Annotated in this window: 16 protein-coding genes; 12 read left to right on the top strand and 4 right to left on the bottom strand. The window is 39.6% G+C overall.

Annotation, left to right across the window (positions count from 1 at the left end; all coding sequences use genetic code 11):
* Positions 1-76: 76 nt before the first annotated feature.
* Positions 77-1711, top strand: a complete 1635-nt coding sequence (locus ACK1I8_RS05400) for an ABC-F family ATP-binding cassette domain-containing protein (protein WP_412468317.1) — start codon at positions 77-79, stop codon at positions 1709-1711.
* 289 nt (positions 1712-2000) lie between these two features.
* On the opposite strand, the gene ACK1I8_RS05405 is transcribed toward ACK1I8_RS05400, so the two are convergent.
* Positions 2001-2597 (bottom strand): GIN domain-containing protein, encoded by a 597-nt coding sequence (locus tag ACK1I8_RS05405; RefSeq protein ID WP_412468318.1) that lies wholly within the window; start codon positions 2595-2597, stop codon positions 2001-2003.
* Positions 2598-3045: 448 nt separating this feature from the next.
* Here ACK1I8_RS05405 and ACK1I8_RS05410 point away from each other — a divergent pair, with 448 nt between their 5' ends.
* On the top strand, positions 3046-3933 hold the full coding sequence (locus ACK1I8_RS05410; protein WP_412468319.1) for a sugar phosphate isomerase/epimerase family protein: 888 nt from the start codon (positions 3046-3048) through the stop codon (positions 3931-3933).
* A 32-nt stretch (positions 3934-3965) separates the two neighbouring features.
* Here the strand turns inward: ACK1I8_RS05410 and ACK1I8_RS05415 are convergent, their stop codons facing one another.
* Both ACK1I8_RS05415 and ACK1I8_RS05420 read right to left on the bottom strand, forming a co-directional pair.
* Entirely contained in the window at positions 3966-4589 is a 624-nt protein-coding gene (locus tag ACK1I8_RS05415) for a hypothetical protein (RefSeq protein ID WP_412468320.1), read from the bottom strand.
* Between the two features lie 245 nt (positions 4590-4834).
* The gene (locus ACK1I8_RS05420) at positions 4835-5956 is read right to left on the bottom strand and encodes a sensor histidine kinase (RefSeq protein WP_412468321.1); all 1122 of its coding nucleotides are present in this window, start codon (positions 5954-5956) and stop codon (positions 4835-4837) included.
* 97 nt (positions 5957-6053) lie between these two features.
* Here ACK1I8_RS05420 and ACK1I8_RS05425 point away from each other — a divergent pair, with 97 nt between their 5' ends.
* Complete coding sequence (locus ACK1I8_RS05425; protein ID WP_412468322.1) at positions 6054-6188, top strand: hypothetical protein; 135 nt, start codon at positions 6054-6056, stop codon at positions 6186-6188.
* 23 nt (positions 6189-6211) lie between these two features.
* On the opposite strand, the gene ACK1I8_RS05430 is transcribed toward ACK1I8_RS05425, so the two are convergent.
* On the bottom strand, positions 6212-6937 hold the full coding sequence (locus ACK1I8_RS05430; RefSeq protein WP_412468323.1) for a LytR/AlgR family response regulator transcription factor: 726 nt from the start codon (positions 6935-6937) through the stop codon (positions 6212-6214).
* Positions 6938-7342: 405 nt separating this feature from the next.
* Between ACK1I8_RS05430 and ACK1I8_RS05435 the strand changes: the two genes are divergently transcribed.
* The 9 genes from ACK1I8_RS05435 (at position 7343) to ACK1I8_RS05475 (ending at position 20808) form a co-directional block, all read left to right on the top strand.
* Complete coding sequence (locus tag ACK1I8_RS05435) at positions 7343-8350, top strand: LLM class flavin-dependent oxidoreductase (protein ID WP_412468324.1); 1008 nt, start codon at positions 7343-7345, stop codon at positions 8348-8350.
* 494 nt (positions 8351-8844) lie between these two features.
* Positions 8845-9408: an RNA polymerase sigma factor gene (locus tag ACK1I8_RS05440; RefSeq protein WP_412468325.1), complete on the top strand. Its 564-nt coding sequence runs from the start codon at positions 8845-8847 to the stop codon at positions 9406-9408.
* A 63-nt stretch (positions 9409-9471) separates the two neighbouring features.
* Positions 9472-10413, top strand: coding sequence for a FecR family protein (locus ACK1I8_RS05445; RefSeq protein WP_412468326.1), 942 nt, complete (start codon positions 9472-9474; stop codon positions 10411-10413).
* A gap of 121 nt (positions 10414-10534) precedes the next feature.
* A complete protein-coding gene (locus tag ACK1I8_RS05450; RefSeq protein WP_412468327.1) occupies positions 10535-13879 on the top strand; it encodes a SusC/RagA family TonB-linked outer membrane protein in 3345 nt (1114 codons plus the stop codon).
* Positions 13880-13890: 11 nt separating this feature from the next.
* Entirely contained in the window at positions 13891-15414 is a 1524-nt protein-coding gene (locus tag ACK1I8_RS05455; protein WP_412468328.1) for a RagB/SusD family nutrient uptake outer membrane protein, read from the top strand.
* Entirely contained in the window at positions 15408-17273 is a 1866-nt protein-coding gene (locus ACK1I8_RS05460) for an alkaline phosphatase (RefSeq protein ID WP_412468329.1), read from the top strand. Before ACK1I8_RS05455 ends, ACK1I8_RS05460 begins: the two co-directional genes overlap by 7 nt.
* 388 nt (positions 17274-17661) lie before the next feature.
* A complete protein-coding gene (locus ACK1I8_RS05465) occupies positions 17662-18099 on the top strand; it encodes a LytR/AlgR family response regulator transcription factor (RefSeq protein WP_412468330.1) in 438 nt (145 codons plus the stop codon).
* Positions 18100-18107: 8 nt separating this feature from the next.
* Positions 18108-18575, top strand: a complete 468-nt coding sequence (locus ACK1I8_RS05470) for a hypothetical protein (protein WP_412468331.1) — start codon at positions 18108-18110, stop codon at positions 18573-18575.
* A gap of 457 nt (positions 18576-19032) precedes the next feature.
* A complete protein-coding gene (locus ACK1I8_RS05475) occupies positions 19033-20808 on the top strand; it encodes an aminopeptidase P family protein (protein WP_412468332.1) in 1776 nt (591 codons plus the stop codon).
* Positions 20809-21214: the final 406 nt, after the last annotated feature.

Below are 21214 nucleotides of genomic sequence, written 5' to 3' on the forward strand. Positions count from 1 at the left end.
TTTTGGTGAGTTTTATTTCTGGCTTAAATTTAACTGCTTTCCATTATCTTTGCCGCTGATTTAATATTCCCGATTCGTGATCAATGTAAATAATATCTCCGTTTCATTTGGCGGAACTACGCTTTTTAGCGATGTAACTTTCTCCATAAACGAGAACGATAAAATCGCCCTTATGGGTAAAAATGGTGCAGGTAAATCGACCATATTGAAAATAATTGCTGATGTGGCCAAGCCTACTTCTGGAAGCGTAACTGGTCCGAAAGAGGCTGTAATAGCGTATCTGCCACAACATTTGCTCACGCAGGATCATGTTACCGTTTTTGAGGAAACCATGAAAGCCTTTGCAGAGGTAAACCAGATGCAAAAAGAACTCGATGAACTTAATGAACAGCTCACCATCCGTACCGATTACGAAAGCGATGATTATATGAAGCTTATTGAGCGTGTATCGGAATTGAGTGAAAAATTTTATTCCATTGAAGAAACCAATTATGATGCAGAAGTAGAGAAAGTTTTAAAAGGTTTGGGTTTCGAGCGCAAAGACTTTAACCGTCAAACTGCTGAGTTTTCAGGTGGATGGCGTATGCGCATTGAATTAGCGAAGATTTTATTAAAGAAGCCTGATCTGATTCTATTGGATGAGCCTACCAACCATATGGATATTGAAAGTATCCAATGGCTCGAAGATTTCCTGATCAATTCGGCTAAGGCTGTAATGGTCATCTCACACGATCGTACCTTCGTGGATAACATCACCAACCGTACCATTGAGGTAACTATGGGAAGGATTTACGACTATAAAGCTAAATATAGCCATTATCTTCAGCTACGTGCTGACCGTCGGATCCATCAGTTAAAGGCCTACGAAGAGCAACAACGTTTTATTGCCGATAACCAGGAATTTATCGATCGTTTCAGGGGAACTTATTCTAAGACTTTACAGGTGCAATCTCGCGTAAAAATGTTAGAGAAACTTGAAATAATCGAAATTGATGAAGTAGATACCTCAGCATTGCGATTGAAATTTCCACCCTCGCCACGTTCAGGTCAATATCCGGTAATGGTAGAGGAGTTAACTAAAACCTATGGCGATCATGTGGTTTTCGAAAAGGCATCCATGGTCATCGAACGTGGAGAAAAAGTGGCATTTGTGGGTAAAAATGGCGAAGGTAAATCGACTATGATTAAAGCCATTATGGGGGAGATTGATTTTGAAGGGAGTTTAAAGGTTGGGCATAATGCTAAAATTGGCTATTTTGCCCAAAATCAGGCTGCTTTACTTGATGAGAACCTAACAGTTTTCGAAACCATCGATCAGATTCCGTTAAGCGATGGCTCCATAAAAATTAAAGACCTTTTGGGTGCCTTTATGTTCAGTGGCGACGATACCACTAAAAAGGTTAAAGTGCTTTCTGGTGGCGAAAAAACGCGTTTAGCTATGATTAAACTGTTGTTAGAGCCTGTAAATGTATTAATCCTGGATGAACCGACCAACCATTTGGATATGAAAACCAAAGACATTATCAAAGATGCATTGAAAGATTTCGATGGAACCTTGATTTTGGTATCGCACGATCGTGATTTCTTAGACGGACTGGTACAAAAGGTATTTGAATTTGGCAATAAACGGGTTAGGGAACATTTTGAGGATATCAAAGGATTCTTAGCTTATAAAAAAATGAATAGTCTGAAGGAAATTGAGCAAAGCTGATCAGGTTTCCAAATACTGAAATTTTAAAGAGACTGTATCATCAATTGTATTGCAATAAAATTTAGTCGTCATCTCGAAAGGAGCCACGCGAATTGACTGCCCGTACAGGCGGGGGGGCTTTGTACTAAATTATCGAAATCAGAAAGATCTGGATTAGCCGCGCCTTTGGGTTCTACACTGTGCTATAGGCGGTGTTTCGGGTCCATTTAGCTTTTTTATCAATTTGTTGATATGCAATAAATTATGCCTGAGATGACAATCCGGTATGATGATACAGCCTTCTGTTGATTTAAAGAACAATCGCGGTAATTTCTTCCGGGGCTGTTTCTACGTGTCTGACAACTGTTTGGGCAGAAGCAAAACCATCGATGGTTAACCTAGTGGCTTTACCCATAACCAAAGCATGATGATCGGTACTTCCTTTTAATTTTAATGTACTGCTATCAAGAATTTCAGTATATAAACCCTCACTACTGGTGTCTATAGCTGCGAAGGCGTTGTCTTTAAGGATAATCTGGAGAAACCTGGTATTCAGCTTCGCTGCTGTTTTCACTACTGCATTTCCATTCGCCTCAATGCGATAGAGATCTTTTACATAAATGACCAGTTTACATTTTTCTTTACCAGAGTTGGTAATGTGTAGTGCTTCACCTTGTTGGGTAACTTTCACATTTCCGGTATTATCATCTGCATAAGATACACCAACGGTTGGTTGCTGAACCAGCATCACTTCTACATTGCCCTCGATCATGATCTTTCTAAAGTTTTGAATCTGATGAAATATCGTTCTGTTTTTTTCTGCAGCCCTTAAATGGTTTGGGTAGGTAAGTGTTAAAGTTATGGCTCCGCATACCATGGTGATCAGTGTTTTAATAGCGTTTTTCATCTTTTGTTTTATTAAATTAAATGTTAAATTTTTTAGTTTAAGTTTAATCGCTAATGCGAATCAGTTCGCAACCGTGTTATTCTGCGGTATGCTTAACCAAGCGGATGCCAAAATCTAAAAGTGCCTTTAATCGGTTTTTAAGCAATGTTTTTGCCTTTTACTCGTATGGAGCTGTTCATTTCCGAACAGTAGCTGTGCAACAGCGAACAGTTTTAATTAAAAAATCTTTTTAATGTTTTGACGATTTTAAACAGCGGGAAATTGGCATGAAGAATGTTTGCCATCTTAGCTTGAGCCAATCAATTTACCCCTACAGCATTGCTCAATGGTCAGATTTTATCTTATCTTTAACAGGAATACCCAAAATAATCCGAATGGTAATTTAACTTTATGGCGACCGCAGGGAAAATTTTGGAATTTGATTTTCTAACCCAATATTTCAAATAGCATGAGAAGCAGGAAACACAGTTGTCAAACTTTTTTAATCTGCCTGATTTATTCCCTGTTTTGTGGTTTTATTTCAGATAAACAGGTTTATCCGCGTTTAGGTATTGTATCTGGTTTGGCACAAGATAGTTTAGCCTATGCTTCAGGTTTTAACATAATTGGCGAATCGGTTCCCAGGTTACTTTCGCCTGCAGTAACAGCTGAACAATTCGATGCCATCTTAAAAAAACTTAGAACGGCAAAATGTAAGGTGTTGAGCTGTAATCTTTTCTATCCTTCGGATATGAAAATTGCTGGTCCTGAGGTAAATGAAGCAAAAGTTTTAGCCTATACCGAAACGGTGCTTTCAAGAGCGGGACAAGCAGGGGTTAAGTTTATTGTTTTAGGCAGCTCAGGTGCGAGGAGCATTCCTTCAGATTATCATATGGGTAGGGCAAAATCCGATTTTGTTGGTTTATGTAAAAAACTGGCTCAAATTGCTGGGAAATATAAGGTTACGATTTTATTGGAAAATCTGGAAACTACCGAAACCAATTTTATCACTTCGTTAAAGTCGGCAGCAGAGATCGTAAGGAAGGTTGACCATCCGAATTTCAGACTCAATGCTGACATATTTCATATGATGCGTGAAGGAGAATCTCCCGATGAAATTGTTGAGGCCGGTAAATTGATTGGATTTTCGGAAGTTGCTGAAAGAGAAAACAGATCATTGCCTGGGGTGATGGGCGATGATTTTAAACCTTATTTAAGGGCATTGCACAAAATAAATTATAACGGTTTTATTTTTATAGAAGGCAGCATCAAAAATGCGGCTACCGAAATGCCTCTTGCTTTTAAATACCTTTCTGCTCAGATTGCCGAAGTATATTCAGAAAAGAAAATAAATTGATAATTTTTCGCCGCTTACCAATAAACCTGGTATTATTTCGATAATGATACCAGCGATTGCATATCTGATTTTTTTACTGCTTTATTGATGTTTGGTAAACGCATTTTAGCCACATTTGCTTCAATTGCTAATGCTGGGTTTTCGCTTTTGGTAAATGCAGCTATATCTCTTACCGTGCTCGTTAGCATTTTAAGTGTAAGCATAAATTGACGGTCTATGTACCAGGCCTTTTGAAGATCAGTGCTTGGATTAAGGTATTCATTATTTAAACGCTCAGTTTGATTGAACTGGATGCTGTCTAAAAGAACCAGTTTCGCTGTAATTTGGTTCAATACGGAATCTGAAAGATTTAGGCCTTTGATGCCGATTAAACGGTTATTTTTTACATAGTAATCTAACCCATTAAAATTAATGATGGTGAAATTACTTCTGTTGATGATATATTCTGCTTTTGGAAGATTATTTTTCGAAGGGTTTTTGTTGAATGAAATCCGCTGATCCGCGAGTCGTGCAATCACATCATTCTCATTTATTTTTTCAGTCTCTACACTGGAATCCGATGGTCGTGTTTGTTTTTGCTGGGCATTAACAACTGAAAATATTGAATATGAGATGATTATCAGGAATAAAAGAACAATTGATTTGCCGGTTTTCATGCCGCAAAGGTAAAAAAATATTTCGAAAAATATTTTTTTTGTCTGTTTAATATTACGTTTTAAAGATGCTTTTGATATTTATTAGCTGGTAAATATCAATTTTGTTTTTACTGTTATCACAGATGGTTTGGTAACACAACTCCAGCGCAGGAATGAAAAGCGGTTATCATCCTAATTCAGAAATGGTCATTTTTATTGATTAGTCTGATTTTTATACGTTTCAAAGAAGTTTGATTATAAAATAGTTATTCAGCCGGGATAGTGTGTTCAGTTTTTTTAATTTTAGGCGCTTTGCTCAATGCGTTTAAAGAAATGCTGATATTTAAAGTATAAAAACCTTCCTCATCCATTCCAGCAATCATTTCGGCATCTTGATGGTAAGCATATTTTAACCGGTTGCTGATGTTATCCATCCCTGAGCCAAAGCCTGCTTTGCTTTTGATCAATCTCGGTAAATTACGGCTTTCAATATGCAGTTTGCCATCAAAGGTGTAAACAGCAATTGTTGCTTTATTTTCTATATCATGAAGATTTCCATGTTTAAACATATTTTCAAGAATGGTGAGCAAAACCAGTGGGATTAGTTTAATTTCATCAAGATCAGGTGCGCTGGCCAGTTCAATATAAATTGTACCCTGAGTTATCTGGTGCAGAGCAATCAGGTTTTCGCACTGCAAAATTTCCTCACCCAGATATACAAATCCCTCATTATGCTGTGTATTGGCCGCAAAACGCATCATATCTGAAAGGTAGAGCATTACTTTGGCATCTTCCGGAGCGTAAGTATTTAATTTTTGGTGCACAAATTCAAATGTATTAAAAAGCAGATGTGGATTGATCTGTGCTTTCATAAAGGCGTTTTTAGACATGGCAAGTTCCTTCTCCATTTTTTCCTTCTCCAGAAGCGTTTGAAAACGTTGTTTCTCTATACGGGATTTCTCCGTTTTTTCTCTAATGAAACGCTTTAAGAAATAATAACCTGTAGAAAAAATGAGAAAAAATGAGCCTCTGTAAAGCACCTTGGCTATTCTGATTCGAAGACTTGGCAGTTCTCCAGGTAAAATATTGGTGTATGTATTTAGTAAAATATCGACGCCAGTAACTATGCCCAAATAAATAGAGATGGAGGATATCACAACTATTGGAACCTTCCATAACGCTCCTTTAGGGAATCCTGTCGCTTTTTCCAATAAGAAAGCATAGGTATAGAAAAAGGTGATATTAATTATATAATGAATGGCATAGTTACCAAATGTACCGAGCATACCTACCCAGTAAACAACCACCACTGTTTCCCAAAATATAAATACAGACCAAGCAATTATATGTATCCGGTAAATATATAGCCGGTTTTGCAAAATTCTCATGCTCCTTTTTAATCTATTCATAAAGACTTATTTACTATCTGTGTAACAACTAAAGTTATAGGGTGCCGCCGCCGCTAGTTTTCGAAAAAAAAACAATATGAAGACTCAAAAACTAGCTAAAAGAACACTTTTTGTATTTAAAAAAAAACTTGGTAGAGAGATTAATACCCCAACAACGGTTTCTGATCCAACTACTGTAACAGTTTCTACAAGTACGGGTGTTATTTTATAATTGAATGTTGTTATCGGTAGCCGTTATTTTTTGCGGCTACTGATGATTAACCTTTCTGAGATAAAACTTTTAAATTCCTGATGATAAATATCACCTACGGTAAAGCTAAGGTGGTTATTCATCGTGATCCTATTGCCATCTATGTACAAAATCTTATCAATCGCCACAATATAACCACGATGTAATTGTATAAAACCTTTTTTAATACTAAGCTGTTCCCGAACATCTTTTAAACTTAAATAAGCAATAATTACTTTACTTACCGTATGTAATTTAATGTAATTATGAAAACTTTCAAAGGCAATAATATCTTCATATTTAACCATTACCGCACGGTGTTCCTCTTCCTTATTTTTAACCAAAAAATAATCTTCGTTGGCACCACCCGTCATTTCATGCCCAAAAAGCCTGGTAATGGTTGTAGCAAATTTAGCATAGCTATATGGTTTAAGCAAATAAGCGTCGCCTGCGGCCTCAAACGCGTCAAAAGCGTATTGCTGATGTGAAGTGGTAAAAATGAGTTTTCTGGTTCTGAAGCGGATGGCTTTGGCCAGTTCCAGTCCGGAAATTTGTGGCATTTCCACGTCCATAAAAATTACATCAACCGTTTCCAAACTGGCCAGTTCCCTTAAAGCAGTAATGGGATCGGTAAATTGCTGCACAAGCCGCATGTTTGGCGTATCTTCTATATATTTTTGTAGCCCTGCTAAGGAACTGTACTGGTCATCTATGGCTATGCACTTAATCATCTTCAAAATATCTGGTTCTCTTATAACGAAATTACGCCTTTTTGTAACGAAAACGGTACTATCTGTACGCAATAATTTTAAGTCTTGTTCTTATTTATTAAACTAACGTAAATGTTTGTCAATTAGGTTTAATTGATGCGTGTAATAGCTATAATCCATAAAACATTCTAGAATAAGGGTATGCGCAACTATTGATTTTCTAATCAATATATAATTTTAATTGAATTAAGAGCATATGCACATCTGTTTTGTTACCAGAATATACAAACTCCTACGGCCGTGTAATAAGGACTGTCTGATTAGGCGAATTGTCTTTTATGTTGGCTAAGCGTCATATGTATTCATTTAAAGCAGACTTAGGTTTTATTAAAGATATTTTTGCAATACACTTTATCCTTTTAACTTATGTCACATCCCTTATTGAAAAATATATCTTATTCCGTACTCGATCTTGCAACCGTTTTAGATGGGTTTACTGCAGCAGATACCTTCAGAGCCAGCCGTGATTTAGCTCAACAGTCTGAAGCTTTGGGTTATACCCGTTATTGGTTTGCCGAGCATCATAATATGGCTGGTGTGGCCAGTTCGGCAACGGCAGTGCTTATTGGTCATATTGCCGGTAACACCAGCAGTATCCGTGTAGGTTCCGGAGGCATTATGTTGCCGAATCATGCGCCCTTAATTGTGGCAGAACAATTTGGCACATTGGCCTCACTTTATCCTAACCGTATTGACCTGGGTTTGGGCAGGGCGCCCGGAACCGATCAGGTAACTGCAATGGCCATCCGTGGCGAAAATTTTAATGCCGCTCACAATTTTCCGAGGGATATTGAGAAACTACAACAATTTTTCTCTTCCGGTAATAACCGCGCCAGTGTAAGGGCCATACCAGGAGAAGGCCTGGATATCCCAATCTGGATTTTGGGTTCCAGTACCGATAGCGCACGCTTAGCAGCAGAAAAAGGACTTCCTTATGCGTTTGCCAGTCATTTTGCCCCAACTTATTTCGAACAGGCGGTTTCGATTTACAAAAATAACTTTAAACCATCTCAATTTTTGCAGGAACCTTATGTAATGGCTTGTGTAAATGTGGTTGCTGCAGATACCGATGAGGAAGCAGAACGTTTATCGAGTTCGGTAAAACGGATGTTCCTCGGGGTAATAACCGGTAAAAGAGAAATGCTCAAACCAGCTGTTGATGATGTGAATGTATATTGGGACCGTATGGAAAAAGAAGCCGTTGAGCAGATGTTATACTACTCTTTTATCGGTAGCGCCGAAACCATTAAAGAAAATTTAGCAGCTTTCGTTTCAAAATATGGTGTAAATGAGGTAATGAGTACCTCGCATATATACGATCATCAGGCAAAAATGCGTTCAAATGAAATTTTTGCAGGTTTGTTTAAAGATTAACTCAACGCTGTCCGTAGTGTTAAGCGCAGCGTCACTGCGGACTACTTATATTAAATTTCAACAGGGAGTCGGAGACTTTTTTCTTTTAGCTAATCCGTAGAGCCCTTTGGAACTCTACGGATGGATACGGTTGCAGTGTGCACTGACTTTTGTTCCTAAACCCGATTAGAGTGAAATAGCCCGGATCCCGATTTCATCGGGAGAGGACTATAAGCGGAAGCGGGGCTGCACACCGCCAGGAACCACCGGGCGTTCATTTCCTAATTCTATAAAATTATTCCTATCGGTTGGTGAAACAACAATTAATAGGACAATTAACATATAAAAGATACTGCTGACGGGCCTGGTGACTGATTCAATTTTCCGTCGCCCATTTTACATTTCCCATCATACATTGTCCATATTACATCTTCTTCTTTCTTTTTCTGTTTAAGATTTATTAATAATAAGGGAATATTGAGCTGGTAGCTTTGCTGCGAAAAAAGCAGTATCCCTTGAGCGAAACTTTACTTTCATCTTTACGGTGCGGAAGCCATCAGGCCATGGCAGAAATCTACCAGCTATATTGGGAAGATATTTTTGACGTTGCGCTAAAAAAAACGGGTGATGAAGCCCTTGCACAAGATATTACCCAGGAGATTTTTATTTCGCTATGGGAAAACCGTAAAACGATTAATCTTTTATCAGGTTTGGGTGCTTACCTGCATGGTGCTGTAAAGTATAAAGTAATCAACTCTTTCAGATCAGGTAATCTTAAAGCGCACCACTATATGGCGCTTAGCGCACTAACGGATGAAAAAGATACCATTACTGCCGATAATAAACTGATGCTAAAAGAGCTTCATCTTGAAGTGGATGCTGCTATTGCATTACTGCCCGAAAAAATGCAACAAGTTTTTTCCATGAGCCGAAAACAGGATAAATCGATCAAAGAAATCGCTTCAGAAATGGATATCTCTGCCCAAACCGTAAAAAACCAGATTTCTGCTGCTTTAAAACTGCTCAAAAAAAGCCTTTCTTATATCTTATTAATGGCTGTATTGATCGGCTTAACATAAAGTTAATTTACTGATAACATTTTTGGTTAGTACCGATCTGCTTTTCAACTGACATGTATTTAAATGACAGAAGAACAGGCAAAAGAACTGCTGCAGAAATATCTCGATCAGCAGGCGAATCAGGAAGAACAAAAAAAGGTTGAGGAGTGGTATGCCACACTCCATGTAAAAGATACGGCCATACCGGCAGGCCGTAAAGCCGCGATTGGGGCAAAAATGTTTGCACATCTTCAGGTTGCTATGCGCAATGAGCCGAAAACAGGCCAGGTATTGAAACTCCGGTCTTTTATCAGGACGGCCGCCGCTGTACTCTTCATGGTTGCCGTAGGGATAACGATTTGGATACTGAACCCTAAAATGCCGCCTGATAATCAGCTAACCCTGGTTACCGGAAGCCAACAGAAGCGAATCATTTTATCTGATGGTTCTGTGGTGTTGTTAGGTCCGTCAGCAAAACTCTGCTATCCTAAAGTATTCGCTTCAACTAGCCGTCAGATAGAGTTAAAGGAGGGAGAAGCATTTTTCGATATTGCCCATCAGGAAAAGAGACCATTCACCGTGCATACCAGCGCTGGAGTTACCATTAAAGTTTTAGGTACCGCTTTCAAAGTTAAATCTTATCAGGCCAGTAAACAGCTTGAAGTTGCCGTGGTTACGGGTAAAGTTGCGGTAAGCAATCAAAAAGGTAACCTGGGTACACTGGTTAAGGATGAGTCTTTAACTTATGATAAAAATGCCGGCAGTGCCGCCATCCGTAAAATCAAAGCACCTGCTTTTATCGAATTTACTTTTGATGGAGCAAGACTGGATGAGGTTATTACCAAACTGCAATATGTTTACAGCATTAAAATTCTATTAAAGGATAGCGTTTTAGGTAAACTTAAAACTACAGGATCTTTCAGTAGCAGGCAATCGCCTGAAGAGATTTTGGATATTATCTGCAGTCTGCATCACCTCAGGTTCAATGCATCAAAAAATCATAAAACATTTAATATATACCGATGAGATAGAGATAGGATATAGAAATTTTCTGCGGTACCGATCAGATCGGTTGCTCCAATTTTTCTTCCTGGCATAAGGCCAGTATAATTAAAGCTTTACAAAATAAAATCAAACAAATTAAGCAATGAAAACAACCTCCGCCAAGCGGACACCAGCTCTTTACAAAATCATGAAATACTCATGTTTAACATTTACCATCCTCTGCATTTTTTGCAGCTCTATCCTCGCTTCAGCAGGTATGGCCCAAAAATTAGAGAAAACCACCGTTAGCATTACCATCAGTAAGGGCCGTAAGCTGACCGAGATCATCAAAGAGATCGAATCCCGTACCGGACTCAGTTTTGTGTACAATCCAGATCAGTTGCAACAAAAAAATATGCTGGTAAGCGGCAATTTTACCACCGAGCCTGTAAGATCACTTTTAGATCGGCTTGGTTTACAGGTACTGGAGAAAGGCGGATATGTAATTTTGAGTAACGCCGTAATGAACAAACCAGATCGTATTGTTACGGGTATCGTGCGCGATACCACAGGCTTGGTTCTTCCGGGTGTTTCGGTAAAAGTATTGGGTACACAAAGTGGAACCATTACTGATGGAAACGGCGCTTATCGAATCGCAGTTGGCGATGATGCTGTGCTTTCCTTTTCGATGATCGGTTACCAGACCAGGGAAGCAAGAGTGGGTGAAGAGCAGGTGATCAACATGGTTTTAAAAGAAGAGCGCTCTACACTTGCAGATGTAGTGGTTGTGGGTTACGGTACACAGAAAAAAGAAACCTTAACCGGCGCAATCAGTATTGTTGGCCTCGATAAACTTTCTTCACGTTCATTAAACAGTGTTGGTGAGGTACTGGCCGGAAAGTCACCAGGAGTGATTGTAACTAATGAGGGGGGCGATCCAACTTCTGCACCACGTATCAACATCCGTGGTGCTGGCGGTATTAATGGAGAAAATGTACTTTATGTAATCGACGGATCCATATTTTCAGGTACGCCACAACTTAACCCTAACGATATTGAATCAATATCCGTACTCAAAGATGCGTCTGCGGCCATTTACGGTGCAAGGGCTTCGGGCGGTGTGGTATTAATTACCACCAAAAAAGGCAAAAGCGGAAAAATGCAGATCAGTTTTGACGCCAAAGCGGGCCAGCAAAGCGCCTGGAAAAAACTGGAGCCTTTAAATGCACAACAACGTGCACAGGTGGCGGCAACTGCTGCAAAAAATGGCGGTACTAATCTGTTGCCGGCTTTTGACCCTGTAAAATATCCCGATGGACAAATTACCCGTACCAACTGGATGGACGAAGTGTTCAGAGATGGATTATTGCAGGATTACAATGCAGCGATAAACGGTGGTAGCGAAAAATCTAACTATTACCTCAGTTTTAACTACCGTAACGCGGAAGGTATCGTCTTAAATACCAAAACCAAACGTTATAATTTCAGGATCAATACTGACCATGAGGTAACCAATTGGTTAAAAATAGGCGAAAACCTTTCGTATAGCAGCACCAATGGAAATGGAGCTAACACCAGCAGCGATTATACAGGTGCTTTACTTTCTGCCATTTATTATCCAACCAATGGTACACCTTATAATGCCGATGGCAGTTTTGCAGGTTTGCCAGGACCATATGCCGGAGATTACGGGGATATTATTAACCCGGTTGCAGAATTAATGCGTATTGATGTCAACCATCCGGTAAATGTGCTGGTGGTTAATCCTTATGCTAACCTTAAATTGGCCAAAGGTCTAACTTTCAGATCGAATTTAAGTGTTACCAAATCAGATGCTGCCTTTAAAAGCTTTACACCAAAAAGACCAGAGGTTGGAAAACCGGTGTTAAGCAATAGTTTGGTAGAAAGAAGCGATAAAGCAACAGACTTTTTAGCAGAACAGGTTTTAAATTATAAAACATCTTTCGCACAGCACCAGTTAGAATTTACCGGTGGTTATACTTTTCAGAAAACGAAAAGCAGCGGTTTGTATGCGTCAGCTTCGGGTTTTGATGACGAATCAAAACAATACAGGTATTTGGCCAACGGAACAATACCACAACCTTCTTCCAGTTATTTTGATGCAAAAGCGCTGTCATCATTGTTTTTCAGGGCGAATTATAACTATGATGAAAAGTATCTTTTATCGTTGATCGGTCGCCGCGATGGATCATCTATGTTGGCCAAAGAAAACCGGTTCAGAAATTACGGATCTGTTTCTGCAGGGTGGTTAGTGAGTAAAGAAGATTTCTTAAAAGATACACGCTGGTTAAATGAGTTTAAACTAAGGGCCAGTTATGGTATTTTAGGGAATCTGGGCAGTCTTTCACCTTCTGCAGTAAATCCGTTATTAAATCCCACACAGAGTTACTTCGGACAATCGCCCGCTTTACAGAACGGCTATATACAGACTGTTCTGGCCAACAAAAACCTCACATGGGCCGAATCCAAACAAACCAATATCGGGCTTGACTTAACGGTTTTAAACCGATTGAGTTTAGTGGCTGATTATTTTATTAAAGAAACCGATAAAATGATCTTGAACAGAACCCTGCCTGGAACAGCTGGTTTAAACATCCAAACCATTAATGCCGGTATAGTAAAAGATAAAGGTATTGAGCTGGGTTTAACCTATAACAGTGATAAAAAAGCAGCTTTTACTTATTCTGTAAATGCTACCTTAACAAAGGTTAACAATAAGATACAGGAGCTTATCCCTGGTATAGAAAACCAAACGGTATCTACTAATTTCAGAAATGAACTTGCCCCTTTAACCAATAGGGTAGGACAGCCGTTGTATAGTTATTTTGTATTAAAAACTGATGGTATTTTCCAAAGCCAGGCAGAAGCCGATAACTACAAAAATGCTAAGGGACAAAAGATACAGCCAAATGCAAAAGCAGGCGATTTTAAATTTGTAGATATTAACGGCGATGGATCAATTGACAGCAAAGACCGTTATTTTGCAGGCAGTGCTTATCCTGATTTTTCATACGGATTAAGTTTCAATGCAAGTTATCAAAACTTCGATTTCAATATTTTTGCACAGGGCGTACAGGGCAATAAGCTGTTTAATGCCGTAAAACGTACTACCTACAGTGCTAGTGGTCCTTCATATAATAAATTGGTTGGCATTTTAGATGCATGGTCGCCAGAAAATCCAGAGGGCAAAGTGCCGGTTATTTCAACCAGCGATGCCAACGGAAACTTTGCAGCTTCTGATTTTTATATAGAAGATGGTTCTTACCTGCGTATCCGTAACGTAACCTTAGGTTACAGTTTGCCAAAACCCATCGCTAATAAATTAAAAACAGGTGGTGTAAGGATTTATGCTACGGCAAACAATCTTTTCACCATTACCAGATATTCTGGTTTTGATCCCGAAATCGGAATGGACAACAACGGAGTGGATGTTGGTCGTTATCCTCAGGCCAGAAGCTTTATCCTTGGTTTAAGCGTAAATTTATAATCACAAAAACAATGAAAAAGAATTTAAAATATATGGCATTTGCCGCCCTTGCTGTTTTCTCTTCCTGCACAAAACAGCTTGATATTATACCGGAAGGCTCTCCATCGGCACAGAATTTCTGGAAAACCAAAGAAGATGCCTTGAAAGCTGAAGGCGGAATGTACGAACTCTATAATGCTGAAGATTTTTATGGACGTGGGATGTTCTGGTTTATCAATGCCAGCGATGATATGGTTACCGGCCGTAATAAACCAGAGGCCGATAACATTAAAAACTTTAACCGCACTTATATAGGTGGCGGTTATACCGAATCGCAATGGAGTATGCGTTATGCCGTTATCAAACGTGCCAACGATATCATTACCAATGTGCCCAACATCAACATGGACGAAAGTTTAAAGAAACAGATTGTTGGCGATGCTTATTTTAATGCCGGTTTGGTGTATTTTCAGCTGGCGGCCAATTACGGAAACGATAAAGCGGGTGTACCGATTGTTAAGCCCGAAACCGATGCGTCACAGCCCATTCCCCGTGCTAACAATGTAAACGAAAACTACGATTATATTATTTCGCTTCTTTTAAAAGCTGCAGATAACCTTCCGTTTTTTTCGGCAATGAAACCTGCTGATTATGGTAAAGCGCACAAAACAGCTGCATGGGCTTATTTATCTAAGGTATACCTGTTCAAAAAAGATTATGTCAATGCCGTTAAATATGCCGATATGGTCATTAATTCAGGGCAGCATGATTTAATCAGTACGGGTTTTGCCGATGTTTTTAAGGCTTCAAACAATTGGTCTAAAGAATATATCTGGTCGGTAGTTTGTACACCAAGCGGTGGCGGAACAGGATGGGGAAGCAAGCTTCCTGGCGTAATGTTAACCAATAAAGCATGGGGTATTTATAATGGATGGGGTTATTATCTGCCAACAAAAGAACTTTACGATTCTTACGAAGCCGGAGATCAACGCCGGGAAGCCACTATCCTGAAACCTGGCGATAAATTTATGTTTTTTGGTGCCGAGCGTAGCTTTACCAAAGATGGAGGCGCAACTTCAAATTACCAGTTTAAAAAATACATGGAGCCGTTTTCTTACGCTAACCCGATTCCAACACATGTTAATCCAAACGGGGATAATGGAACGACTGATTTAAATGTGCCATTAATGCGTTATGCCGAAGTATTGCTGATCAAAGCAGAAGCTGCCATCAACCTGAGCGGTGCAGGCGCGGGCGATACCGAACTGAACAAAATCAGGCGACGAGCCGGTTTAGGTGCTAAAACCGGAATGACTATCGATGACCTTAAACGCGAACGTAGAAATGAGCTTGCCGGAGAATGGGCAGATCGTCACCGCGATTTAGTGAGATGGGGCGATGCGCAAGCCACATATGCCAAACCTTTGCACGATTATGATGGAAGTGTGATTTGGCCCGCAAGAACTTTCAATCCTCAGGTACATGACGTTTGGGCCGTGCCGCAAAGAGAAATTGATAACAGTGCAGGTGTAATTAAACAAAATCCAGGATGGTAAAAAAAATAGGGATCAACTTTGCGGCGCTGGCCTTTGTGCTGGGGCTGCAAAGCGCATCTGCCCAGGTAAAGCTAAATGCAAATCATGGGCATAGCCATAACGATTATAAACAGGAAATTCCGCTTCTTACCGCATATTATGCCGAAATGGGGTCAATTGAGGCAGATGTGTTTTTAAAAGATGGCGAATTGTATATTGCCCACGAGGCATCAGAAATTAAACCGGATTTTACACTTAAAAAAATATATCTTGATCCGTTAGCCCGGTTTTTTAAAGCAAAAGGAAATCACCCTTATACCAATCCGGCTTTAAAACTTCAATTGGTGGTTGATGTAAAAGAAGATTACCAGCATGTACTGCCTGTATTATTAAAAGAACTTGGAGCTTATGGAGAGGTGTTCGATCCAAAAAAGAATGCCAATGCCATTAAAGTGGTGGTGAGTGGAGATATGCCTGCTCCGGCCAATTTTAAAGATTACGATGCGCAATTATCTTTTGATGGCAGGCCCGCAACGGTTTATACCGATGCACAATTGGCAAGGGTAGCGATGATCAGCGATGATTTGAAAAATCATACCGTATGGAATGGCAAAGGCAACCCGACCAAAACCGATGAAGCGAAGATGAGAGCCACGATAACACAGGCACATCAAAAAGGCAAACCTTTTCGCTTTTGGGCTTCGCAGGATAGTCCGAACACCTGGATTGTACTCGAAAGGCTTGGTGCAGACTGGATTAATACGGACCAACCCACCAAATTGAGAGATTTTTATCTGCATCAGGATAAATTGATTTACACCAATCCAAAACCCTATACACCTTATACGCCAACTTACAAAACCGACGGACAAAACAGGGCGCCAAAAAAAGTCATTCTGTTGATCGGCGATGGGATGGGACTAGCTGCCATCCACGCGGGTTTGATGGCCAATTATGGCGATCTGAACATGGCAAAGTTCCATTACATCGGCTTTTCTGAAACCGCTGCTGCGGATGCCGGAAATACCGACTCGGCTGCGGGTGGCAGCGCAATGGCCATAGGTTATAAAACCAATAACCGTTACATCGGAATTGGACCAGATGATCAGAATAAAACCAATTTGGTTGATACTTTATCCACCTTCGGTATCAAAAGTGGTATTATCACTGCGGGCGATCTGACCGATGCGACACCAGCCGTATTTTACGCGCATCAGCTCGATCGTTCTTATAATGGCGCAATTGCGAATGATCTGTTAAGTAGCAAGGCCGAAGTTTTAGTTGGCGCTAACCGCAAAGCTTTCGAGCAGAATAAAAATAGCAGGCTTTTGGCAGATCTAAAAGCTAAAGGTTTTCAGATAACCCATAATTTAACTGATTTTGAAAAGCAGCAAGAAGGTAAACAACTGGTTTTGCTGGATGATTCGGCTACCAGACCGTTTATAAAAGGCCGGGGCGATATGCTTAAAAAATCCTTATCTCATACCCTGCAGATTTTATCAAAAAACAAACGTGGTTTCTTTATCATGGCCGAAGGTGCCCAGATTGATTATGGTGGTCATGCTAACGACCTGCCTTATCTGATTACCGAATTGCTTGATTTCGATCGTACCATTGCTGAAGCACTCCGCTTCGCCGATCAGGATGGAGAAACTTTGGTTATCGTAACCGCCGATCATGAAACAGGCGGATTGACGCTTTTAGACGGTGCTGCCGAAAAAGGAATGGTAAGGGGCGAATTTAGCACCAACGATCATACGGGGATCATGGTTCCGGTTTTTGCCTATGGCCCAGGTTCGCAAAATTTCAGTGGCACTTATCCTAATAATCAAATCTTCCATAAAATCATTAAAGCTTATCATTTGTTAAAGGCTCAATAAATAAAGCGAATATACCTGTATAGCGGCGCCTGGACATGCCACGGCACCGCTATATTTTGTTATGTTGTGTAATAATGAGGGTATAGTTTCCATTTAAGTTAAGGATGAATGAACACTAATTCAGATCAGGTTATGTATCTATTTGTGTAGCCGTTGCCTTTGTCATCCTGAACGCAGTGAAAAGTCTTTTCCGGACAGACAACGCATATAGGAAATGTTCAACTAATTTGGTGAACCAACAAAGTAGATTTAACTAAAACTATGGAGAAATTAAGTCACTGATTTCAATAGGTGATGTGTTTGTATCTTATCAACAAATACATAAGTCAGCGTTACTGTCTGATTAGTAAGTTGAATGTTACCGTAATTTTACCTTTTTTATGTCTTTTTGTATAGATTCAAATTAAGATATATTAAGTTTGGTGTAACCTATCTATATCCGCTTATGTATTACAGTTGTGCAATTGTTGACGATGAACAGCATGCCATTGATGTACTTCATGATTATATTGAAGACACCCGTTTTTTAAAGCTGTCTAACACCTTTGATAATCCCGTTGATGCATTAAAAACAATTAGTGCCGGCGATCAAATCGATTTCCTTTTTTTAGACATCGACATGGATGGAATGAAGGGGACTGAACTGTCTCAGCATCTCCGCTCCAAAGCCAGATTTGTGATCTATGCATCCTCCCATCTTGAAAATGAGGTGAGGAAAATAGATTCCAACTTTGAATGTTACCTCGGCAAACCGATCTCAATGAAGCGTTTCGCTGGTATAATCGATAAACTGATACGACTTAATAATCTGCCGATAAATAATTGAAGTACCCTATGATCCAACTTAATTATCGCTTTGAACAGGAATTTTCAGCAGATATACCTTATCAGCTGATGCGTGCAGGTATGACCGATCCATGGTTGGTGCTGTCTGGATGTAAGATATTAGGTATTATTGATGAAGTTGAAGGGATCTGGACCCAGATTGTTGGTGAAGATATTCCCCCCGTAGCTATTGGAAAGATGGGTGATTTAATTAATATGCAGCAGTTTAGCTGGTTGCCAGATCTGATTAAAAAGCAATGGCCAAAGTATGTGCTTGACGTGATTGTAGAAAACATGCATCGTTATGAAATAATTTGCCATAAAGAAGCTTGTACCAAGCGATTTAAACAACGCTTTACATTAGGAATACACGCCTTGGCTGAGCGGGAATCCGCCCTTGTCTTTAATGTACGGTGCTTTCAGCAATCAGAATCATATGAGGTAATCAAAGCTCGGGCAATTGACCGCTATGCTTAACATCTCATAATATTTTCACCTGTAGACCTGAACTCGAGAATGATATAACTAAAATACTGTCTTACTTAATGATAAAGGATGCGTCCCTGGCCGATTCCGAGTCTATCGGATTTATTTTACCAATAGAAACAACCGTTTCAATGGCGTTGTAGCAACTCGTGGCTGGCATCTTATTAACAGGAAAACCCCTCAAATGGCATTACCTGCGGTGAACACGCTAAGGCGCTGTACAGGGTAAAGGCCGCTTGTTAAAAGCCTGTATAAGCCAGACGCAATATTGATAATCCAACTCAGGTTAAAGAATAATAATTTCTAATGCTGTAGCGGCTCTGGTAGTGTCGTGCTTTTATTGATTCTGGTTTTGACAAAAAATAATCTAAACATCATGTATTAATCCCGCTTTGTTTTAAGATGTCAGTGTAATATTTAAATTTGACCCGATAAAACAAATTCTGACATGACCTTTGTAGAAAAATTGCAGGCCCTACGCCAGTTAATGCTTGCTCAACAAGTAGATGCTTATATCATTACCGCTGCAGATCCGCATATCAGTGAGTATTTACCTGAACATTATAAGACCATTCCTTTTGCTTGCGGATTTACAGGTTCAGCCGGTACACTGGTCATTACTCAGGATTTTGCAGGTTTGTGGACAGATTCGAGATATTTTACACAGGCCGAAGCACAATTGATCGGTACTGGTTACGAATTGGTAAAGCTGAAAGTGCCGCACACACCAGAATATATCAGTTGGTTATCCGAAGTGCTGCCAAGGGGAGCAAAGGTGGGTTTTAACCACAAACTCATTACAGTGGCATTGGCACAGGAAATGCAGCATAATTTAGCCCAGCATGAAACAGTAATAATTGATGTTGATTTTATCGGTACCATCTGGCACGATAGGGTAGGGCTACCTGTAGAAAATGCCTTTTTAATTGATGAAGAAGCTGCAGGACTTAGCATTTCGGCTAAAATAAGTGAGGTAAGAAAAGTTTTAGAAATAAATAAAGCTGACTATCATTTTATTTCATCACTTGACGACATTGCCTGGCTATTTAATTTAAGGGGCAAAGATGTAGACTATAATCCGGTAACGCTAAGTTTTGCTTTAATAACACCTGAAGAGGTAAAACTCTTTATAGACGAACAAAAGCTGTCGCAAACAGATATAAGGACTTTAAATCAGCAGGGAGTAACACTGCATTCCTATGCTGAAGTGGCTAAAACACTAAAAAATCTACCAGAGGATATACAGATTTTTATCGATCCAAAACGTACCTGTTTCGGCCTGTTTGAATGTTTGCCAAAAAGTGCTGCAACAATTTTCGGTACCAATCCAAGTACGCATTTGAAAAGTTTAAAGAATGATACTGAAATAAATCATATCCGCAAAGCGATGTTGCATGATGGGGTAGCTTTAACGAGGTTCTTTAAATGGATGGAAGAGTGTTTGGGCAAAGAAAAGATTACGGAAAGGTCTGCAGCAGAAAAATTGGCTGCGTTTAGAGCGGAACAAAAATCTTTTGTGGGTTTGAGTTTTAATACCATAGCGGGTTACAATGCCAATGGTGCATTGCCACATTATAGCGTAACAGCCGAAAGCAATCAGGAAATTTTAGGAGATGGTTTGTTTCTTGTCGATTCAGGAGGTCAGTACTTGTACGGTACAACCGATGTAACCAGGGTAATGCCTGTTGGCAATTGTTCTGCAACTCATGCTGATGATTATACTTTAGTGCTAAAAGGCTTAATCGAAGGTTCTAAACTTGTTTTTCCTGAAGGTACCAAGGGTTATCAGATCGATTCCATCTGTAGAAAACCGCTATGGGAACACACCATAAATTTTGGCCATGGAACAGGACACGGCATAGGCTTTTTTCTGAATGTACATGAAGGACCTCAGAATATTAGTCCGGCTAATGTAGATGTAGCTTTTAAACCAGGTATGGTAACTTCCATAGAGCCTGGAATTTATCGTCCGGGCAAACATGGTGTGCGTATTGAAAATCTGGTTTTGTGCGTGCCTAAAGGAAATAGTGAATTTGGCAATTTTCTCTCTTTTGAAACCCTGACTTTATGTTTTATCGATACTGCAATCATCAATAAAACACTTTTAGTGTCTGATCAGATTGTATGGCTAAATCAATACAATCAAATGGTGTTCGAGAAGCTTCAACCGATGTTAACTCAGGAAGAAGCTAAGTGGTTAAAAGAGAAATGTGAACCTATTTAAAATTCAGATGAATAAATCTGATTTTTAACGGTAGCGCGTTCAATAAATCTCCCAAATAATTGTCATCCGGTATCGGATGCGGGGGGGCTTTTTCAGCTGGCAGCCATCTCACTCTAGGGGGAGCAATCTTTATTGCAAGGCTAAAACTATCACATTAAGATGGCACCGTACCTCGCCATGATTATCGTTTTTTGTTACGATTTATCATTTTTTGGGCCTGTTTGCTTTATACGTTATTAATCTGCGGTAAATTTGCATCAGGTTGTGCTAAAATATCATCTTTGCCAGTCTGAACCAGTCGATGACATCACTGAATATAATCTGAACTTAAATAAGTTTGTTTCGATTGTATGGGAATAGCTGATATAACTAACTGTTTCTCTTCACTAGATCCCACTACTGACAT

The sequence above is a fragment of the Pedobacter sp. KLB.chiD genome (assembly GCF_047040275.1).
GTDB lineage: Bacteria > Bacteroidota > Bacteroidia > Sphingobacteriales > Sphingobacteriaceae > Pedobacter.